Genomic DNA, 17,239 nt, shown 5'->3' on the forward strand with positions numbered 1-17,239 from the left:
CCCGCGAGGCTGCGAAAAGGACCGAAGGGCCTTGCTTGGCGCTCTCTTGTCGAGCCTGTGCGGGTCTTCAGCTAGCGAGCAGTGCATCGGAGTGCCGCCCAGCTCGTTCGCAGCCTGCAACTGCGGCTACCGAGGAGGGGTGGGGTCAGCCTTGAGACTGGCGGTCGAGTTTTTTCAGGAACACCGTCATTTCCTTTTCCGCCTGCTTGTCGCCGTGGCCCCGGGCCGCTTCCAGGCCCTGTTCCCAGGCCTGGCGCGCTGCCGGCAGGTCGCCCTGCCCCTGGCAGGCCTTGCCCAGCAACTTCCACGCTGCGGAATACTTGGGGTCGAAGGCCACGCAACGTTGCAGGTGCTCGGCGGCCTTGGCGAAATCGCCCTGATCCAGGTAACCCTTGCCCAGGCCAAAGCGCAGCAGGGCGTTATCCACACCCTTGGCGAGCATTTTTTCCAGGGATTCAAGCATCGTTGTCACTCCTGTGGGCTCGTGTAGCCTGCGATCAGGCCCGCAGGGCCTTCGCAAGGGCAGCGCCTGCTGCGCAGTCGATCGCAGCCTTCGGCAGCGGCTACAGAGTTGTTGATCAGAAGAAGCTCAGGCCGACGTGGAACAGTTTCTCCACGTCGCGGATGTGTTTTTTATCCACAAGGAACAGGATCACATGGTCGCCGGCTTCGATCACCGTGTCGTCGTGGGCGATCAGTACTTCTTCGTCGCGAATGATCGCGCCGATGGTGGTGCCCGGCGGCAGGCCGATGTTCTCGATGGCACGGCCGATCACCTTGCTCGACTTGGCGTCGCCGTGGGCGATGGCCTCGATGGCTTCCGCCGCGCCCCGGCGCAGGGAGTGCACGCTGACGATATCGCCACGGCGCACGTGGGCCAGCAGCGTGCCGATGGTGGCCAGCTGCGGGCTGATGGCGATGTCGATGTCGCCACCCTGGATCAGGTCGACGTAGGCCGGGTTGTTGATGATGGTCATCACCTTCTTCGCTCCCAGGCGCTTGGCCAGCAGCGAGGACATGATGTTGGCTTCGTCGTCGTTGGTCAGGGCCAGGAAGATATCGGCGTCGGCGATGTTCTCTTCCAGCAGCAGGTCGCGGTCCGAGGCGCTGCCCTGCAGCACCACGGTGCTGTCCAGGGTGTCGGAGAGGTAGCGGCAGCGGGCCGGGTTCATCTCGATGATCTTCACCTGGTAGCGGCTTTCGATGGCCTCGGCCAGACGCTCGCCGATCTGCCCGCCACCGGCGATGACGATGCGCTTGTAGGATTCCTCCAGGCGGCGCATCTCGCTCATCACCGCACGGATGTGGGCCTTGGCGGCGATGAAGAACACTTCGTCGTCGGCCTCGATCACTGTATCGCCCTTGGGCATGATCGGCCGGTCGCGACGGAAGATCGCCGCCACCCGGGTGTCGACGTTGGGCATGTGCTCGCGCAGCTGGCGCAGTTGCTGGCCCACCAGCGGGCCACCGTAGTAGGCCTTGACCGCCACCAGTTGCGCCTTGCCTTCGGCGAAGTCGATCACCTGCAGCGCACCGGGGTGCTCGATCAGGCGCTTGATGTAGTTGGTCACCACCTGCTCGGGGCTGATCAGCACGTCCACCGGAATCGCATCGTTGTCGAACAGCCCGGCGCGGGTCAGGTAGGCGGCTTCGCGCACCCGGGCGATCTTGGTCGGGGTGTGGAACAGGGTGTGGGCCACCTGGCAGGCGACCATGTTGGTCTCGTCGCTGTTGGTTACCGCCACCAGCATGTCGGCGTCGTCGGCGCCGGCCTGGCGCAGCACCGTCGGGAACGAGGCGCGGCCCTGCACGGTGCGGATGTCCAGGCGGTCGCCGAGGTCGCGCAGGCGTTCGCCGTCGGTGTCGACCACGGTGATATCGTTGGCTTCGCTGGCCAGGTGTTCCGCCAGCGTGCCACCCACTTGCCCGGCGCCGAGGATGATGATCTTCATCCAGTCACTCCCTTAAAACCGTTTAACCGCGTGCGGCGGCAATCTTGATCAGCTTGGCGTAGTAGAAGCCGTCGTGGCCGCCTTCTTGCGCCAGCAACTGGCGCCCGTGGGGCTGCTTGAGGCCGGCCGCAGGCTGCCCCAGTTGGCCGCCGATGTCCAATTCACGAGCACCCGGGGTGCGGGCCAGGAAGGCCTCGATGACCTCGGTGTTCTCGGTGGGCAGGGTCGAGCAGGTGGCGTAGAGCAGGATGCCGCCCACTTCCAGGGCCTGCCACATGGCATCCAGCAGTTCGCCTTGCAGTTGCGCCAGGGCGGCGATGTCTTCGGGCTGGCGGGTCAGCTTGATATCCGGATGGCGGCGGATCACCCCGGTGGCCGAGCAGGGAGCGTCCAGCAGGATCCGCTGGAACGGCTTGCCGTCCCACCAGGCCTGGGTGTCGCGGCCATCGGCGGCGATCAATTGGGCGTCGAGCCCCAGGCGGTCGAGGTTTTCCCTTACCCGCACCAGGCGCTTGGCCTCCAGGTCCACCGCTACCACGCCGGCCAGGGCCGGTTGCACTTCGAGGATGTGGCAGGTCTTGCCGCCCGGGGCGCAGCAGGCGTCCAGCACCCGTTGCCCCGGCGCCAGTTCCAGCAGCTCGGCGGCCAGTTGCGCGGCCTCGTCCTGCACACTGATCCAGCCTTCGGCAAAGCCCGGCAGGCTGCGTACATCCAAGGCTTCGTCGAGGACGATGCCGTCCTGGCTATAGACGCAAGCCTTGGCCGCAACTCCCGCTTCGCTCAACAGCTTCAGGTAGGCATCGCGGGAGTGATGCCGGCGGTTGACCCGCAGGATCATCGGCGGGTGGGCGTTGTTGGCGGCGCAAATGGCCTCCCACTGCTCGGGCCAGAACGCCTTGAGGGATTTCTGCAACCAGCGCGGGTGCGCGGTGCGCACCACCGGGTCGTGCTCCAACTCGGCCAGCAGCGTTTCGCTTTCGCGTTGGGCACGGCGCAGCACGGCATTGAGCAGAGCCTTGGCCCAGGGCTTTTTCAGCTTGTCGGCGCAGCCCACGGTTTCACCGATGGCGGCGTGGGCCGGAACCCGGGTGTAGAGCAACTGATAGAGGCCCACCAGCAGCAATGCTTCGACATCGGCGTCGGCTGCCTTGAACGGCTTCTGCAGCAGCTTGGCCGCCAGCGCCGACAGCCGCGGCTGCCAGCGTGCGGTGCCGAAGGCCAGGTCCTGGGTGAAGCCGCGATCACGGGCCTCGACCTTGTCCAGCTGGATCGGCAGCGAGCTGTTGAGCGAGGCCTTGCCGTTGAGCACGGCAGTCAGCGCCTTGGCGGCGGCCAGGCGCGGGTTCATTGGGCCTCCGCTGCTGGGCCGAGCAGGGTGCCGATGGCGAATTTCTCGCGGCGGCTGTTGAACAGGTCGCTGAAGTTCAGCGCCTTGCCCCCGGGCAGTTGCAGGCGGGTCAGGCACAGCGCCTGCTCACCGCAGGCAACGATCAGGCCGTCCTTGCTGGCGCCGAGGATTTCCCCCGGCGCGCCCTTGCCTTCGGCCAGGGTGGCGGCCAGCACTTTCAGCGCTTCGCCATTCAAGCTGCTGTGGCAGATCGGCCAGGGGTTGAAGGCCCGCACCAGGCGCTCCAGTTCCACGGCCGGGCGGCTCCAGTCGATGCGCGCCTCGTCCTTGTTCAGCTTGTGGGCGTAAGTGGCCAGGCTGTCGTCCTGGACTTCGCCTTCCAGGGTGCCGGCGGCCAGGCCTTCGATGGCTTGCAGCACTGCGGGCGGGCCCATCTCGGCCAGGCGGTCGTGCAGGCTGCCGCCGGTATCTTCGGCGCTGATCGGGGTGCTGACCTTGAGCAGCATCGGCCCGGTATCCAGGCCGGCTTCCATGCGCATCACGGTCACCCCGCTTTGCGCGTCACCGGCTTGCACCGCACGCTGGATCGGCGCGGCACCGCGCCAGCGTGGCAACAGCGAAGCGTGGCTGTTGATGCAACCCAGGCGCGGAATATCCAGCACCGCCTGGGGCAGGATCAGGCCGTAGGCCACCACCACCATCAGGTCCGGCTTGAGCGCTGCCAGTTCGGCTTGAGCCTCGGCATTGCGCAAGGTCGGCGGTTGCAGCACGGGGATGTCGTTTTCCAGAGCAAGCTGCTTGACCGGACTGGGCATCAGCTTCTGCCCGCGCCCCGCCGGACGGTCCGGCTGGGTGTAGACCGCAACGATCTGGTAAGGGCTGTCGAGCAGGGCCTTGAGGTGTTCGGCGGCGAATTCGGGGGTGCCGGCAAAGACGATGCGCAGTGGCTCAGTCATGGGAATTCTCGATGTTAAACATGCGGAAAAGAAAAAGGCTTGCCGTAGCAAGCCTTTGCAAGACGGTCATCAAGCCTGCTGGCGATGCTGCTTTTCCAGCTTCTTCTTGATCCGGTCACGCTTGAGCGTGGACAGGTAGTCGACGAACAACTTGCCGTTCAGGTGGTCGCATTCGTGCTGGATGCACACGGCGAGCAAACCTTCGGCGATCAGTTCGTAGGGCTGGCCGTCGCGGTCCAGGGCCTTGATCTTGACCCGTTGCGGGCGGTCGACGTTTTCGTAGAAGCCCGGTACCGAAAGGCAGCCTTCCTGGTACTGGTCCATCTCGTCGGTCAGGGCTTCGAACTCGGGGTTGATGAACACCCGTGGTTCGCTGCGGTCTTCGGACAGGTCCATGACCACCACGCGTTTGTGCACGTTGACCTGGGTCGCCGCCAGACCGATGCCTGGGGCCTCATACATTGTTTCAAACATGTCGTCGACCAACTGACGCACTTCGTCGTCCACTACGGCCACTGGTTTGGCGATAGTGCGCAGGCGCGGATCAGGGAATTCGAGGATGTTTAAAATGGCCATAAGCGTAATTGCTACACGTGTGAAGTAAGGGCGGAGTCGGCGTCCGCGCAGGTTCTGGACCTGGGCCGCCGGTGCAAAACGTGCTCTGGGATGGAGCGAGCCGTGCAGGCTCTGGCGTTTCACGCGAACGCACATAATAAAGGGATTCAGCCCATGAGGAAATCACTGTTCGCCCTGCTGCTGGCGGGCTGGACCGCCATCGGCCAGGCCCAGGTGCAACTGCGGGACAGTTATCCACAGCACTATCGGGTGCAGCCGGGCGATACCTTGTGGGGCGTCGCCAGCCTGTATCTGCAGCAGCCCTGGCAATGGCGCGAGCTCTGGCCGGCGGGCTTCGCCGGGCAGATCTTCCCTGGTGACCGCCTGCAACTGGTGCGCAATGACGGCCCGCCACGCCTGCAGCTGGAGCGACCAGCGGTGCCGCCGACGGTCAAGCTCGCGCCCCAGGCCCGGCGCCTGCCCCCTGCCCCGATTCCGAGCATCCCCCTGCAAGCGATCAGCAGCTTCTTGCTGGACAACCGCATCGTCGATCAGCCCGGGGCCCTGGAGCAGGCGCCGTATATCGTGGCCGGCGAGGGCGAGCGGGTGCTGGGTGGCATGGGCGACCGGCTTTTCGCCCGTGGCCGGCTGGACCCTGAGCAGCCGGTCTATGAGTTGTTCCGCCAGGGCAAGATCTACCGCGACCCCCTGAGCCAGGAACTGCTGGGGGTCAACGCCGACGCCATTGGCAGCGCCCGGGTGGTGGCGAGCGAAGGTGACCTGGCCACCCTCGCCTTGCAGAGCAGCAACCAGGAAGTGCGCCTGGGTGATCGCTTGCTGGCCGCCGATACCTCGGGGTTGCCGGGCTCCTTCAGCCCCAGTGCCCCGCAACGGCCGGTGGAAGGGCTGATCATCGACGTGCCCCGAGGGGTCACCCAGATCGGCGCCCTGGATGTGGTGACCCTCAACCGCGGGCGCCGCGACGGCCTGCTGGAGGGCAACGTACTGGCGGTGATCAAGACCGGTGAAACCGTGCGCGACCGGCAAACCGGCGAGCCGCTGAAAATCCCCGACGAGGCGGCCGGCTGGCTGATGGTGTTCCGCAGCTACGACAGGCTCAGCTACGGATTGGTACTCAAGGCCACGCGTTCGCTGGCGGTGCTGGACAAGGTCCGCAACCCCTGAGGGAGATCTTTCCTCAACAAGTTACCAACAGAGTTATCCACAGCTTGTTCCAGCTCAGGCTGGAGCCCTGACGATCAAGGATGATCCATGTCGAACTCGATGAGTGGCAGCATTTCCCCGGCAGAACTGGAAGCTCGATTGCGCTTGCACGTCCTGCCCGAACTCGGGCCGATGCGTTTTCAGCGCCTGCTTCAGGCATTCGGTTGCGCTTCTAAAGCACTCAGTGCCCCGGCCAGTGCCTGGCGTTCCCTGGACCTGCCGCCGGCCTGCAGCGAGGCCCGGCGCAGCCCCCAGGTGCGCGACGGCGCCCGTCGCGCATTGGCCTGGATAGATAGCCAGGCCCAGCATTTGCTGATGTGGGACCAGCCCGGCTACCCGCCCTTGCTGGCGCAACTCGAGGATGCGCCACCGCTGCTGTTCGTGGCCGGCGACCCCTCGATTCTCGAACGGCCGCAGTTGGCGATGGTGGGCAGCCGTCGCGCATCGCGACCGGGGCTGGACACCGCCGGGGCCTTTTCCCGCAGCTTGGCCCGTGCCGGTTTTGTCATCACCAGCGGTCTGGCCCTGGGCGTCGATGGCGCTGCCCATCAGGCGGCCCTGGATGTTGGCGGGCGCACCGTGGGCGTGCTGGGCACTGGCCTGGAAAATTTTTATCCACAGCGGCACCGGGCCCTGGCCAGGGCCATGATCGACCAGGGCAGTGCGGTGGTTTCCGAGTTCCCTCTGGATACCCCGGCGCGTGCGGAACACTTCCCCCGGCGCAATCGAATCATCAGTGGCCTGGCCCTGGGCGTGCTGGTGGTGGAGGCCAGCGTCGCCAGCGGTTCGCTGATTACCGCGCGGCTGGCGGCGGAGCAAGGCCGCGAGGTGTATGCCATCCCCGGTTCTATCCACCACCCCGGTGCCCGGGGCTGCCACCAGTTGATCCGCGACGGCGCGGTGCTGGTGGAAAGCGTGCAGCACATCCTGGAGACCCTGGCCGGCTGGCAGAACCTGCCGCCCAGCGCCTCGCTGCCGACAGCGGCCTGTACCCACCCGTTGCTGGCCTTGCTGCATGCGGCGCCCCACAGCAGCGAAGCCTTGGCCAGCGCCAGCGGCTGGCCCCTGCCCCGGGTGCTGGCGGCCCTGACCGAGCTGGAGATCGAAGGCCGTGCGGTCCATGAAAATGGGCGTTGGTATGCGCGTCTGAGCTAGGTTTTATAAGCAGGATCGGTAAACTGCGCACAGCTTTTATCTGGAGAGTCGGCAATGGTCAGCAGTTGGCGTGTGCAGCAAGCCGCACGAGAGATTCGCGCAGGGGCGGTGATTGCCTATCCAACCGAAGCGGTCTGGGGCCTGGGGTGCGATCCGTGGAATGAAGAGGCGGTGGATCGCCTGCTGGCGATCAAGTCACGGTCGGTGGACAAGGGCCTGATCCTGATCGCTGACAACATCCATCAGTTCGATTTCCTCTTCGAGGACTTCCCTGACACCTGGATCGATCGCATGTCCAGCACCTGGCCGGGGCCCAATACCTGGCTGGTGCCCCATCAGAACCTGTTGCCCGAGTGGGTCACCGGGGTCCATGACACGGTGGCGCTGCGGGTCAGCGACCATCCGCTGGTGCGTGAACTGTGTTCCCTGGTGGGCCCGCTGATTTCCACCTCGGCCAACCCCCAGGGGCGCCCGGCGGCGCGCACGCGGCTGCGCATCGAGCAATATTTCCGTGGGCAACTGGATCTGGTCCTCAGTGGCAGCCTGGGCGGGCGCAAGAACCCGAGCCTGATCCGTGACCTGGCTACCGGCAAGGTAGTTCGGCCTTCCTGAAGCCTTTCGCCGGCAAGCCGGCTCCTACGATACTCGGTAGGAACCGGCTTGCCGGCGAAGGCGTTCAAGGCAGCAGCACAGTCGAGCCAGTCGTGCGTCGCGCCGACAGTTCGATATGGGCCTTGGCCGCATCCACCAGGGCGAAGCGCTGGCCAATCTCGATCTTCAGCTTGCCGCTGGCAATCATGCCGAACAGGTCGTCGGCCATGCGCTGCAGGTTCTCGGCATTGTTGGCGTAGCTGGCCAGGGTCGGCCGAGTCACGTACAGCGAGCCCTTGGCCGAGAGAATCCCCAGGTTGACCCCGTCCACTGCGCCAGAGGCGTTGCCGAAGCTGACCATCAGCCCGCGTGGGGCCAGGCAATCCAGGGAGGTCAGCCAGGTGTCCTTGCCCACGCCGTCGTAGACCACCGGGCACTTCTTCCCGCCGGTCAGTTCCAGCACTCGCCGGGCCACGTCTTCATGGCTGTAGTCGATGGTTTCCCAGGCGCCCAGAGCCTTGGCGATGGCGGCCTTTTCCGGCGAGCTGACGGTGCCGATCAGCTTTACCCCGAGGGCCTTGGCCCACTGGCAGGCCAGGGAGCCGACACCGCCGGCAGCGGCGTGGAACAGCACGGTTTCGCCGCCCTGGAGTTCATAGGTCTGGCGCAGCAGGTACTGCACGGTCAGGCCCTTGAGCATGACCCCGGCGGCCTGTTCGAAGCTGATGGCGTCCGGCAGGCGCACCAGGTTGGCTTCGGGCAGCACATGCACATCGCTGTAGGCCCCCAGTGGGCCGCTGCCGTAAGCCACGCGGTCGCCGACCTTGAAACGGGTCACGGCACTGCCTACGGCCTCGACCACGCCCGCGCCTTCGGCCCCCAGGCCCGAAGGCAGGGCGGGCGGTGCGTAGAGACCGCTGCGGAAATAGGTGTCGATGAAGTTCAGGCCGATGGCCTTGTTGCTGACGCGAACCTGTTGCGGGCCCGGTTCCGCCGGTTGGTAATCCACATATTCGAGCACTTCGGGGCCGCCATGGGCGCGGAACTGGATACGTTTGGCCATCTGCATTCTCTCCTCGGACGTGTCGTGAAAGTGCTCTATCGGACTCCTCTGCTTGACCTTCGTCAACTGCGGAGCGCCCCGGCGCGGTGTTATGCTACGCGCCCATTTGCGCCGGCCCGTGCTCCATCCCTAGCGCCGCGTAGCTTTGCCCGATTCAAGGTGATGCCATGACTACCCGCACCGAGGCCGTGAAAGCCTACCTGCTCGACCTGCAAGACCGCATTTGCGCTGCACTGGAAACCGAAGACGGTGGCGCACGCTTCATCGAGGACGCCTGGACCCGGCCTGCCGGTGGTGGCGGGCGTACCCGGGTGATCGGCGACGGTGCAGTGATCGAAAAGGGTGGGGTGAACTTCTCCCATGTATTCGGCAGCGGCCTGCCGCCATCGGCCAGTGCCCACCGGCCCGAGCTGGCCGGCCGTGGCTTCGAGGCCCTGGGCGTGTCCCTGGTGATCCACCCGCACAACCCCCATGTGCCGACTTCCCACGCCAACGTGCGGTTCTTCATCGCCGAGAAGGAAGGCGAAGAGCCGGTCTGGTGGTTCGGCGGCGGTTTCGACCTGACCCCCTACTACGGCAACATCGATGACTGCGTGCACTGGCACCGGGTTGCCGAGCGGGCCTGCGCGCCCTTCGGTGCCGACGTCTATCCACGCTACAAGGCCTGGTGCGACAGCTATTTCCACATCAAGCACCGCAATGAACCGCGGGGCATCGGCGGCCTGTTCTTCGACGATCTGAACGAATGGGACTTCGACACCAGTTTCGCCTTCATGCGCGCCATTGGCGACGCTTACATCGAGGCCTACCTGCCCATCGTCCAGCGCCGCAAGGCCGCGGCCTACACCGCGCAGCAGCGGGAATTCCAGGAATTCCGCCGGGGCCGCTACGTGGAGTTCAACCTGGTCTACGACCGTGGCACCCTGTTCGGCCTGCAATCGGGCGGGCGCACCGAGTCGATCCTCATGTCGCTGCCGCCACAAGTGCGCTGGGGCTATGACTGGAAGGCCGAGCCGGGCAGCGAAGAAGCGCGCCTGACCGAATACTTCCTGCAGGATCGCGACTGGCTGGCAGCCAGCAACTAAACCGCACCCACTGTGTAGAAGCCGGCTTGCCGGCGAAAAGGCCTTCAGGCGGATGCGGTTCCTACCCCTGTGTTGAGCAAATGGGATGAGAGATGGATCAGTACGTTGTCTTTGGTAACCCGATCGGCCACAGCAAGTCGCCGCTGATCCATCGGCTGTTCGCCCAGCAGACTGGCCAGCAGCTGGAGTACAACACCCTGCTGGCGCCCCTGGACGACTTCACCGGCACCGCTCGCAGTTTCTTCGCCCACGGGCGTGGGGCCAATGTCACGGTGCCGTTCAAGGAAGAGGCCTATCGCCTGTGCGACAGCCTGACCGAACGGGCCCAGCGCGCCGGCGCGGTGAATACCCTGAGCAAGCAGGCCGACGGCCGCCTGCTGGGGGACAACACCGACGGCGCCGGGCTGGTGCGCGACCTGAAGGTGAACGCCGGGGTCAGCCTCAAGGGCAAGCGCATCCTTGTGCTGGGGGCTGGCGGCGCGGTCCGTGGTGCCCTGGAGCCGTTGCTGGCCGAGCAGCCGGAGGCCTTGGTAATCGCCAATCGCACCGTGGAAAAGGCTGAGCTGCTGGCGGAGTTGTTCGCCGACCTGGGGCCGGTATCGGCCAGCGGCTTCGACTGGCTGCAGGAGTCGGTGGACCTGATCATCAATGCCACCTCCGCCAGCCTTTCGGGCGAGCTGCCGCCGATTGCCGGCAGCCTGATCGAGGCGGGCAAGACCGTGTGCTACGACATGATGTACGCCAAGGAGCCGACACCGTTCTGCCGCTGGGCCAGTGAACAGGGCGCGGCCCTGGTGCTGGATGGCCTGGGCATGCTGGCCGAGCAAGCGGCGGAAGCCTTCTACCTGTGGCGCGGCGTGCGCCCTGACAGCGCCCCGGTGCTGGCTGAACTGCGTCGCCAGCTGGCGCAGTAACCCCCCGTAGGAGCTGGCTTGCCAGCGAAGGCGGCTTCAAGGCTGGGCCAGGCTTAAGGGCCTCTTCGCCGGCAAGCCGGCTACTACGTCGGGCGTGGGCAAGGCACCTGCGGGTTCAGTCTTCGAAGTGGATCGGGCAGCGTTCCGGGCCTTCGAGCTTGATCAACTCTTCTTTCACCGCCTGCCGTGCCCGGCGCAGGATCAGGCTGCGCTCCTGGCGCCTGAGGCGGCGTGCTTCCTGGTGCAGCATCTCCACCCCTGAATAGTCGATGAAGTTGATCTGCCGTGCGTCGATCACCAGCCTGGGCGCGTGGCAGCGCTGCATGCGCACCTGCAGGTAATGGCTGGCGCCGAAGAAAATCGAACCGCCGACCCGCAGGATGTCTTCATCGCCTTCGCTGGACTGCTGCACCCGCGGTTGCGAAGTGCGCTTGAGGTAGAAGAACAGCGACGCCAGGACCCCGGCATAGATCGCGGTCTGCAACTCCAGGAGCAGGGTGGCGACGCAGGTCAGGCTCATCACCACGAACTCGGCGCGGCTGACCCGGAACAGCGCGCGAATGCCCCGATGGTCCACCAGCCCCCAGCAGATCAGCAGGATGCTGCCGGCCATGGCCGGGATCGGGATATGGGCGATCAGCCCGGCGCCGGCCACGGCGAACAGCGCCACCCACAGCGCCGAGAACACCCCGGCCAGGGGCGAGCAGGCGCCGGCCTCGTAGCTCAACCCGGAGCGGGTGAAGGAGCCCGAGGACAGGTAGCCGGAGAAAAACGCCCCGACCATGTTCGACAGGCCCTGGGCGCGGACTTCCTGGTTGGCGTCCAGCAACTGTTCCGAACGTGCTGACAGCGAGCGGGCAATCGACAGGCTGGTGACCAGCCCGAGCATGCCCACCGCCACTGCGCTGGGCAGCAACCGCAGGATCAGTTCCAGGTCCAGGGGCAGCGGGCTCAACGGCGGCAGCCGGCCGGTGAAGGCGCTGACCAGTTGCACATGGCCAAACACCCCCGGCAGCAGCCACACCACCAGGGCACTGAACACCAGGCTCAGCAGCAGTCCGGGCCAGCGCGGCGCCAGCAGCTTGAAGGCGACCCCCAGCGCCAGGGTGCCCAGCCCCAGCAGCAGCGAAGGCCGGTCCACCTCGCCCAGGTGCTGCAGCAACTGGCTGAGGCTGTTGAGGGCGGTGGCCTGGTTCGGCAGTTCCAGCCCCAGCAGGTTGGGCAATTGGCCCAGGGCGATGACCACCGCCGCGCCGAGGGTGAAGCCCAGCACCACCGAGTGCGAGACGAAGTTCACCAGGGCGCCGAAGCGCAGCATTCCCAGCAGCCACTGGAAGACCCCGGCCAACAGCGTCAGGAGCAGGATCAGGGTGATGTAGTCCTCGGAGGCCGGCACTGCCAGGGGGCTGACGCTGGCATAGAGAACGATGGAAATCGCCGCCGTGGGGCCGCAGATCAGGTGCCACGATGAACCCCACAGGCAGGCGATCAGCACCGGGACTATGGCCGCGTACAGCCCGTACTCCGGGGGCAGGCCGGCGATCAGGGCATAGGCGATGGATTGCGGCAGAGCGAGGATCGCGCCGCTCAGGCCCACCAGCAGGTCACGGCCGACGCTGGCCCGGGTCTGGCGCGGCAGCCAGCTCAGCAAAGGCAGGAGAGATTGGCGGTCGGGCCAGGCCATGGTTCCTCACGGGTGGGTTGATTCGGTGGGCCAGGGTAAAGCATTGCCAGGCTTTGGGTGTAGGAGCCGGCTTGCCGGCGAATGGCCGGCGCACCTCGGGCTACAACCTGCTCTTCACCGCTGCCAGGGCCTCTTTGTCATCAATGGTCCGCACTCCCTCCAGCCATTGCTCCAGCACTGCCGGGTGGGCCTTGATCCAGGCCTTGGCGGCCTCGGTGTTGCTGAGTTTGCTGTTGACCACCGCGGCCATGATGCTGTTCTCCATCTCCTGGGTGAACCGCAGGTTGCCCAGCAGTTTGCCGACGTTCGGGCAAGCCTGTGCATAACCCTTGCGGGTCAGGGTGTAGACGCTGCCGCTGGCGCCGAAGTACTTCTCGCCGCCGGTCAGGTAGCGCATCTTCAACTGCACGTTCATCGGGTGTGGGGTCCAGCCGAGGAAGGTGATGAAGCGCTGCTTTTTCGTGGCCCGGGACACTTCGGCGAGCATTGCCTGTTCACTGGACTCGATCAGCTTCCACTGGCCCAGGTTGAACTGGTTGCTCTTGATGATTTCCTGCAGCGACAGGTTGGCCGGCGCGCCGGAGCCGATGCCGTAGAGCTTTTTGTCGAACTTGTCGGCGAACTTGTCCAGGTCGGCAAAATCATGCACTCCGGCCTCCCACACATAGTCCGGCACCGCCAGCGTGAATTCGGTCCCTTCCAGGTTCTTGGCCAGCTGGGTGACGTCGCCATTGGCCACGAACTTGTCATGGAAGCCTTGCTGCGCCGGCATCCAGTTACCCAGGAATACATCCACCCGGCCATCCTTCAGACCACCGAAGGTGATGGGCACGGCCAGGGTGTCGATCTTCGCCTTGTAGCCCATGCCGTCGAGCAGGAAGCCGGTGATGGCATTGGTGGCGGCGATATCGCTCCACCCCGGGTCGGCCATCTTCACGGTCTCGCACGAGTCGGCCCAAGCGGATGCGCTGCCCAGGGCCAGAAGCCCGAGCGTCAGTGCTGTGGATAACCTTTGCATGCTTTTCCCCTTACGTTTTATTGGTTTTGGCAGGGTTGTGGATAACGGGCCTTGCGCTCCAGGTCATCGAGGTCGATGTGGTTGCGCATGTACTGCTGGCTGGCGTCTACCAGCGGCTGGTGGTCCCAGCTCTTGAGTTTGCCCCGGCTCAGCGCCTCGGCCACCAGCCGGCGGCGGCGCTGGCTGGCCAGGACCTGTTGGTGAATGCGCGGAATGTCCCACTTGGCCCGGGCCTCTGCCAGGAACGCGGCGAACAGCGGCCGATGCTCGGGCGACTGGCCAAGGTCGAAGCGCTCTTGCGGGTCGTGGTGCAGGTCGAAGAGTAGGCAGGGGTCGTCTTCGCTGTAGATGAACTTGTAGGCACCGCGGCGAATCATCATCAGCGGGCCGATGGTGCCTTCGGCCATGTATTCGCCGAACACCTCGTCGTGCCCGCCCTGCCCTTGCAAGTGCGGGACCAGGGAACGGCCATCCAGCGGCAGGTCGGGATCGACCCGGCCGCCGGCCAGCTCCACCAGGGTCGGCAGCAGGTCGGCGGTGGAGACAGCGGCGCTGACCCGGCCGGCAGTGAACTGCCCCGGTGCACAGATCAGCAGCGGTACCCGGGCGGCCATTTCAAACCAGTGCATTTTGTACCAGAGGCCGCGCTCGCCGAGCATGTCGCCGTGGTCGCCGGAAAACACGATCAGCGTGTCGTCCGCCAGCCCGGTGTCTTCCAGGGTCTGCAGCAGCTTGCCGACGTTGCTGTCGATGTAACTGCAGGCGCCGAAGTAGGCGCGGCGCGCGTCGCGGATCTTATCCACAGGCAAGGGCTTGTCCCACAGGTCGTAGACCTTGAGCAGGCGCTGGGAATGCGGATCCAGCTCGCTTTGGGGCGGGGTCTGCGGCAGTGGAATCTGGTCGTCGCGGTACAGGTCCCAGAAGGCCCTGGGAATGGTGTACGGATCGTGGGGGTGGGTCATGGAGACGGTGAGGCAGAACGGCTGGTCGCCGGCCTCGCGCACATGGTCGAACAGGTATTGCTGGGCCTTGAACACCACCTCCTCGTCGAAATCCAGCTGGTTGGTGCGTACACAGGGGCCGGCCTGCAGTACCGAGGACATATTGTGGTACCAGCTGGGGCGCACATCGGGCTGGTCCCAGTTCACCGCCCAGCCATAGTCGGCGGGGTAGATATCGCTGGTCAGGCGCTCTTCATAACCGTGCAACTGGTCCGGGCCGCAGAAGTGCATCTTGCCCGAGAGCGCAGTGCGGTAGCCCAGGCGCCGCAGGTAGTGGGCGTAGGTAGGCACGTCGGCGGGGAAGTCCGCGGCGTTGTCGTAGGCGCCGATCCGGCTGGGCAACTGGCCGCTGACCAAAGTGAAGCGCGAGGGTGCGCACAAGGGGCTGTTGCAGTAGGCGGCGTCGAAGACCACGCCCTGGGCGGCCAGCCGGCTGAGGTGAGGCAGCTTGATCGGCGAGGGTCCGTAGAACGGCAGCAAGGGTGCGGCCATCTGATCGGCCATGATGAAAAGAATGTTCTTGCGCTTCATGGATTCGCGGCATTCCATAGTCGATGGTTATGCGAAAGTGCTGCAATCGAGCATGGATCCCATGCCGTTGGTGGTAAAGCCCCTGTACAGCAATGACTAGGATAAGCACAGCTTATGTATGAAGCCCTTGGCGACCTGTCCCTGGACCTGCTCCGGGTGTTCGAAGCAGCCGCGCGCCTGCGCAGCTTCACCGCCGCGGCGGTGGAACTGGGCACCACCCAGCCGGCTATCAGTCAGCAGATCAAGCGCCTGGAGGAACAGCTGGGGGTGCGCCTGTTCGACCGCATCTACCGGGGCATAGAGCTGACCGAGTCTGCAGCCTTGTTGCTGGATCAGGTCCAGGCCGGCCTGCAGAGCATCGATGCCGGCCTCAGCGCCCTCAGCCAGCAGCATCAGCATGAGGTGCTGCAGGTGGCCACGGATTTCGCTTTCGCCGCCTATTGGCTGATGCCCCGCCTGCATCGCTTTCATGAGGCCAACCCCCAGGTGGATGTGAGCCTGGTCACCAGCGAGCGCAGCCACAGCATGCTGCGCAGCGATATCGACGTGGCGGTGCTGTTCGGCGACGGGCGCTTCAGGCAGGGGGAAAGCCACTGGCTGTTCAGCGAAGAAGTGTTTCCGGTGTGCAGCCCGCTGCTGCTCAAGGACCGCGTTGCGCCGCTGCCCGCCCCTTCCCTGCTGGACCTGCCGCTGCTGCACCTGCGGGGCGAAGGCAGCAACCACTGGTTCGACTGGAGCGGGGTATTTCGCGAGCTGGGCCTTGCGGGTGCGCCGGCCCCAGGGCAATTGCGCTTCGACAATTACACCCTGCTGATCCAGGCGGCCATCGGCGGCCAGGGCGTGGCCATCGGCTGGCGTCACCTGGTGGATGACCTGCTGGAGCAGGGCCTGCTGTGCAGGCCCATCGCCGAGCGCGCGCTGTCCGCCTACGGCTATTACGTGGTGCTGCCCCAGCGCAAGCGCCGCGGCCCGCTGATCCAGCGTTTCGTCGACTGGCTGATGAGCGAGCAGGCCGGCAGCGCCCAGAGCCTCAAGGGGCTGGCGCTGCCGTCCATTGCCCGCTAGGTGGTGGCCTGGGGTTGGGTGGCGATGAAACTCACATGCTCGCGCAGGTGCAGATTCAGGCGCAGCTCGTCGCTGATGCCGATTGCCACGCCGTTGAGCCGTCGCAGCGGCTCGGCAAGTCCCGGTTCGAGGCTGTCGCCAACCTGGTTGAAATGCTCGATACCCAGCCCGGCCACGCCCCGCGGCGCGTTGATCAGGGTCCAGTCCAGCGCGCTGCTGCGCAGTGCATCGAGGATTTCCTGCGCGGCATGGTGAGGCAGGCTGGTGCTGGAGGGCGGGTTGTCGAGAACGCTGAACTCCCCCACCAGCATCAGCCGACGGATGCCGGCGCCCTGCATGCCTTCGATCAGGGCATCCACCGCCCGTACCTGATTCACCGGGTCGGGGGCCTGGCCGGGCGTGGTGCTGCCGGGCAGATCGGGGGCATCCAGCAGGCAGATCACCGCCGAGCTACCGGCTACGCTCTGCTTGACCCGGTCCGGGTCGAACAGGTCGCCGCCCTTGGCGCGCAGGCCTGGGCGCGGGGCCAGCGCGGTGAGGTCGTCGAGAATGGCGATCACCTCATGCTGGCGCCTCAGGCTCTCTGCCATCAACGCACTGCCCAGGCTGCTCATGGCACCATAGAGCACCAGTTTGACCACCGGAGTTTCGGCATTTTTCATGGCCTGGCTTCCTTATTTTCCACAGGTACCGGTTGTGACCTGTGGCGAGCCTTGAGGGTTCGTCTTGATTGCGAGGGTTTGCATGCAACGGATCAAGGGCTACCACGCCCATGTCTACTTTGACGCCAGCACCATCGACCAGGCCCGGGCCTTGTGCGAGCGGGCGGCGCAGCTGTTCGAACTGAAAATGGGCAGGGTCCACGAGCGGCCGGTGGGGCCGCATCCGGACTGGAGCTGCCAGTTGGCGTTCGGCCCCGAGGTGTTTGCCCAGGTGGTGCCGTGGCTGGCCCTCAATCGCCAGGGGCTGGTGGTGTTCCTGCATCCGGATACCGGCGATGACCTGCTGGACCACACCGACCATGCGATCTGGATGGGGGCTATGCGGCCACTGGACCTGAGGGGGTTCTGAGGGCGACGGACCGCCGGCAAGCCGGC

The 17,239-nt window shown here is 65.6% G+C and carries 17 protein-coding genes; 7 read left to right on the top strand and 10 right to left on the bottom strand.

Annotated elements, in window-relative coordinates; translation table 11 throughout:
- Positions 1-145: 145 nt before the first annotated feature.
- The 5 genes from AC1RL5_RS13170 to def form a co-directional block, all read right to left on the bottom strand.
- Positions 146-463 (bottom strand): tetratricopeptide repeat protein, encoded by a 318-nt coding sequence (locus AC1RL5_RS13170; RefSeq protein ID WP_011058407.1) that lies wholly within the window; start codon positions 461-463, stop codon positions 146-148.
- A gap of 115 nt (positions 464-578) precedes the next feature.
- Positions 579-1,952 (bottom strand): Trk system potassium transporter TrkA, encoded by a 1,374-nt coding sequence (gene trkA / locus AC1RL5_RS13175; RefSeq protein ID WP_011058408.1) that lies wholly within the window; start codon positions 1,950-1,952, stop codon positions 579-581.
- 22 nt (positions 1,953-1,974) lie between these two features.
- Positions 1,975-3,300, bottom strand: coding sequence for a 16S rRNA (cytosine(967)-C(5))-methyltransferase RsmB (gene rsmB / locus AC1RL5_RS13180; RefSeq protein ID WP_072443358.1), 1,326 nt, complete (start codon positions 3,298-3,300; stop codon positions 1,975-1,977).
- A complete protein-coding gene (gene fmt, locus AC1RL5_RS13185) occupies positions 3,297-4,256 on the bottom strand; it encodes a methionyl-tRNA formyltransferase (protein WP_015633615.1) in 960 nt (319 codons plus the stop codon). The genes rsmB and fmt overlap by 4 nt, the downstream gene beginning before the upstream one ends.
- Positions 4,257-4,325: 69 nt before the next feature.
- Positions 4,326-4,832 carry a peptide deformylase gene (gene def / locus AC1RL5_RS13190; protein ID WP_011058411.1) on the bottom strand — a complete coding sequence of 169 codons (507 nt, stop codon included), beginning with the start codon at positions 4,830-4,832 and terminating at the stop codon, positions 4,326-4,328.
- Between the two features lie 153 nt (positions 4,833-4,985).
- On the opposite strand from def, the gene AC1RL5_RS13195 reads away from it, so the two are divergent.
- The 3 genes from AC1RL5_RS13195 (at position 4,986) to tsaC (ending at position 7,802) form a co-directional block, all read left to right on the top strand.
- The gene (locus AC1RL5_RS13195) at positions 4,986-5,996 is read left to right on the top strand and encodes a LysM peptidoglycan-binding domain-containing protein (protein ID WP_207239486.1); all 1,011 of its coding nucleotides are present in this window, start codon (positions 4,986-4,988) and stop codon (positions 5,994-5,996) included.
- A gap of 87 nt (positions 5,997-6,083) precedes the next feature.
- Positions 6,084-7,190 (top strand): DNA-processing protein DprA, encoded by a 1,107-nt coding sequence (gene dprA, locus AC1RL5_RS13200; protein WP_103290868.1) that lies wholly within the window; start codon positions 6,084-6,086, stop codon positions 7,188-7,190.
- 54 nt (positions 7,191-7,244) lie between these two features.
- Positions 7,245-7,802 (top strand): L-threonylcarbamoyladenylate synthase type 1 TsaC, encoded by a 558-nt coding sequence (gene tsaC / locus AC1RL5_RS13205; protein ID WP_011058414.1) that lies wholly within the window; start codon positions 7,245-7,247, stop codon positions 7,800-7,802.
- A 64-nt stretch (positions 7,803-7,866) separates the two neighbouring features.
- Here tsaC and AC1RL5_RS13210 read toward each other — a convergent pair whose 3' ends face one another.
- Positions 7,867-8,844: an NADPH:quinone reductase gene (locus AC1RL5_RS13210; RefSeq protein ID WP_011058415.1), complete on the bottom strand. Its 978-nt coding sequence runs from the start codon at positions 8,842-8,844 to the stop codon at positions 7,867-7,869.
- A gap of 167 nt (positions 8,845-9,011) precedes the next feature.
- Here AC1RL5_RS13210 and hemF point away from each other — a divergent pair, with 167 nt between their 5' ends.
- Positions 9,012-9,929, top strand: coding sequence for an oxygen-dependent coproporphyrinogen oxidase (gene hemF, locus AC1RL5_RS13215; protein ID WP_011058416.1), 918 nt, complete (start codon positions 9,012-9,014; stop codon positions 9,927-9,929).
- Between the two features lie 92 nt (positions 9,930-10,021).
- Positions 10,022-10,843, top strand: coding sequence for a shikimate dehydrogenase (gene aroE, locus AC1RL5_RS13220; RefSeq protein WP_093405792.1), 822 nt, complete (start codon positions 10,022-10,024; stop codon positions 10,841-10,843).
- 115 nt (positions 10,844-10,958) lie between these two features.
- Here aroE and AC1RL5_RS13225 read toward each other — a convergent pair whose 3' ends face one another.
- From AC1RL5_RS13225 to betC, 3 genes are all read right to left on the bottom strand, one after another.
- Positions 10,959-12,527 carry a SulP family inorganic anion transporter gene (locus tag AC1RL5_RS13225; RefSeq protein ID WP_103290872.1) on the bottom strand — a complete coding sequence of 523 codons (1,569 nt, stop codon included), beginning with the start codon at positions 12,525-12,527 and terminating at the stop codon, positions 10,959-10,961.
- Between the two features lie 100 nt (positions 12,528-12,627).
- On the bottom strand, positions 12,628-13,545 hold the full coding sequence (gene choX, locus AC1RL5_RS13230) for a choline ABC transporter substrate-binding protein (protein ID WP_011058419.1): 918 nt from the start codon (positions 13,543-13,545) through the stop codon (positions 12,628-12,630).
- A 17-nt stretch (positions 13,546-13,562) separates the two neighbouring features.
- Positions 13,563-15,077, bottom strand: a complete 1,515-nt coding sequence (gene betC, locus AC1RL5_RS13235; protein WP_492589288.1) for a choline-sulfatase — start codon at positions 15,075-15,077, stop codon at positions 13,563-13,565.
- 114 nt (positions 15,078-15,191) lie between these two features.
- Here betC and AC1RL5_RS13240 point away from each other — a divergent pair, with 114 nt between their 5' ends.
- Complete coding sequence (locus tag AC1RL5_RS13240; RefSeq protein ID WP_103407965.1) at positions 15,192-16,142, top strand: choline sulfate utilization transcriptional regulator; 951 nt, start codon at positions 15,192-15,194, stop codon at positions 16,140-16,142.
- Here AC1RL5_RS13240 and AC1RL5_RS13245 read toward each other — a convergent pair.
- Positions 16,139-16,804, bottom strand: a complete 666-nt coding sequence (locus AC1RL5_RS13245) for an NAD(P)-dependent oxidoreductase (RefSeq protein WP_072451935.1) — start codon at positions 16,802-16,804, stop codon at positions 16,139-16,141. The genes AC1RL5_RS13240 and AC1RL5_RS13245 overlap by 4 nt on opposite strands.
- Before the next feature lie 82 nt (positions 16,805-16,886).
- On the opposite strand from AC1RL5_RS13245, the gene AC1RL5_RS13250 reads away from it, so the two are divergent.
- Positions 16,887-17,213, top strand: coding sequence for a DOPA 4,5-dioxygenase family protein (locus AC1RL5_RS13250; protein ID WP_011058423.1), 327 nt, complete (start codon positions 16,887-16,889; stop codon positions 17,211-17,213).
- Positions 17,214-17,239 lie beyond the last annotated feature (26 nt).

Source organism: Pseudomonas sp. GW822-FHT06D10, from assembly GCF_058799535.1.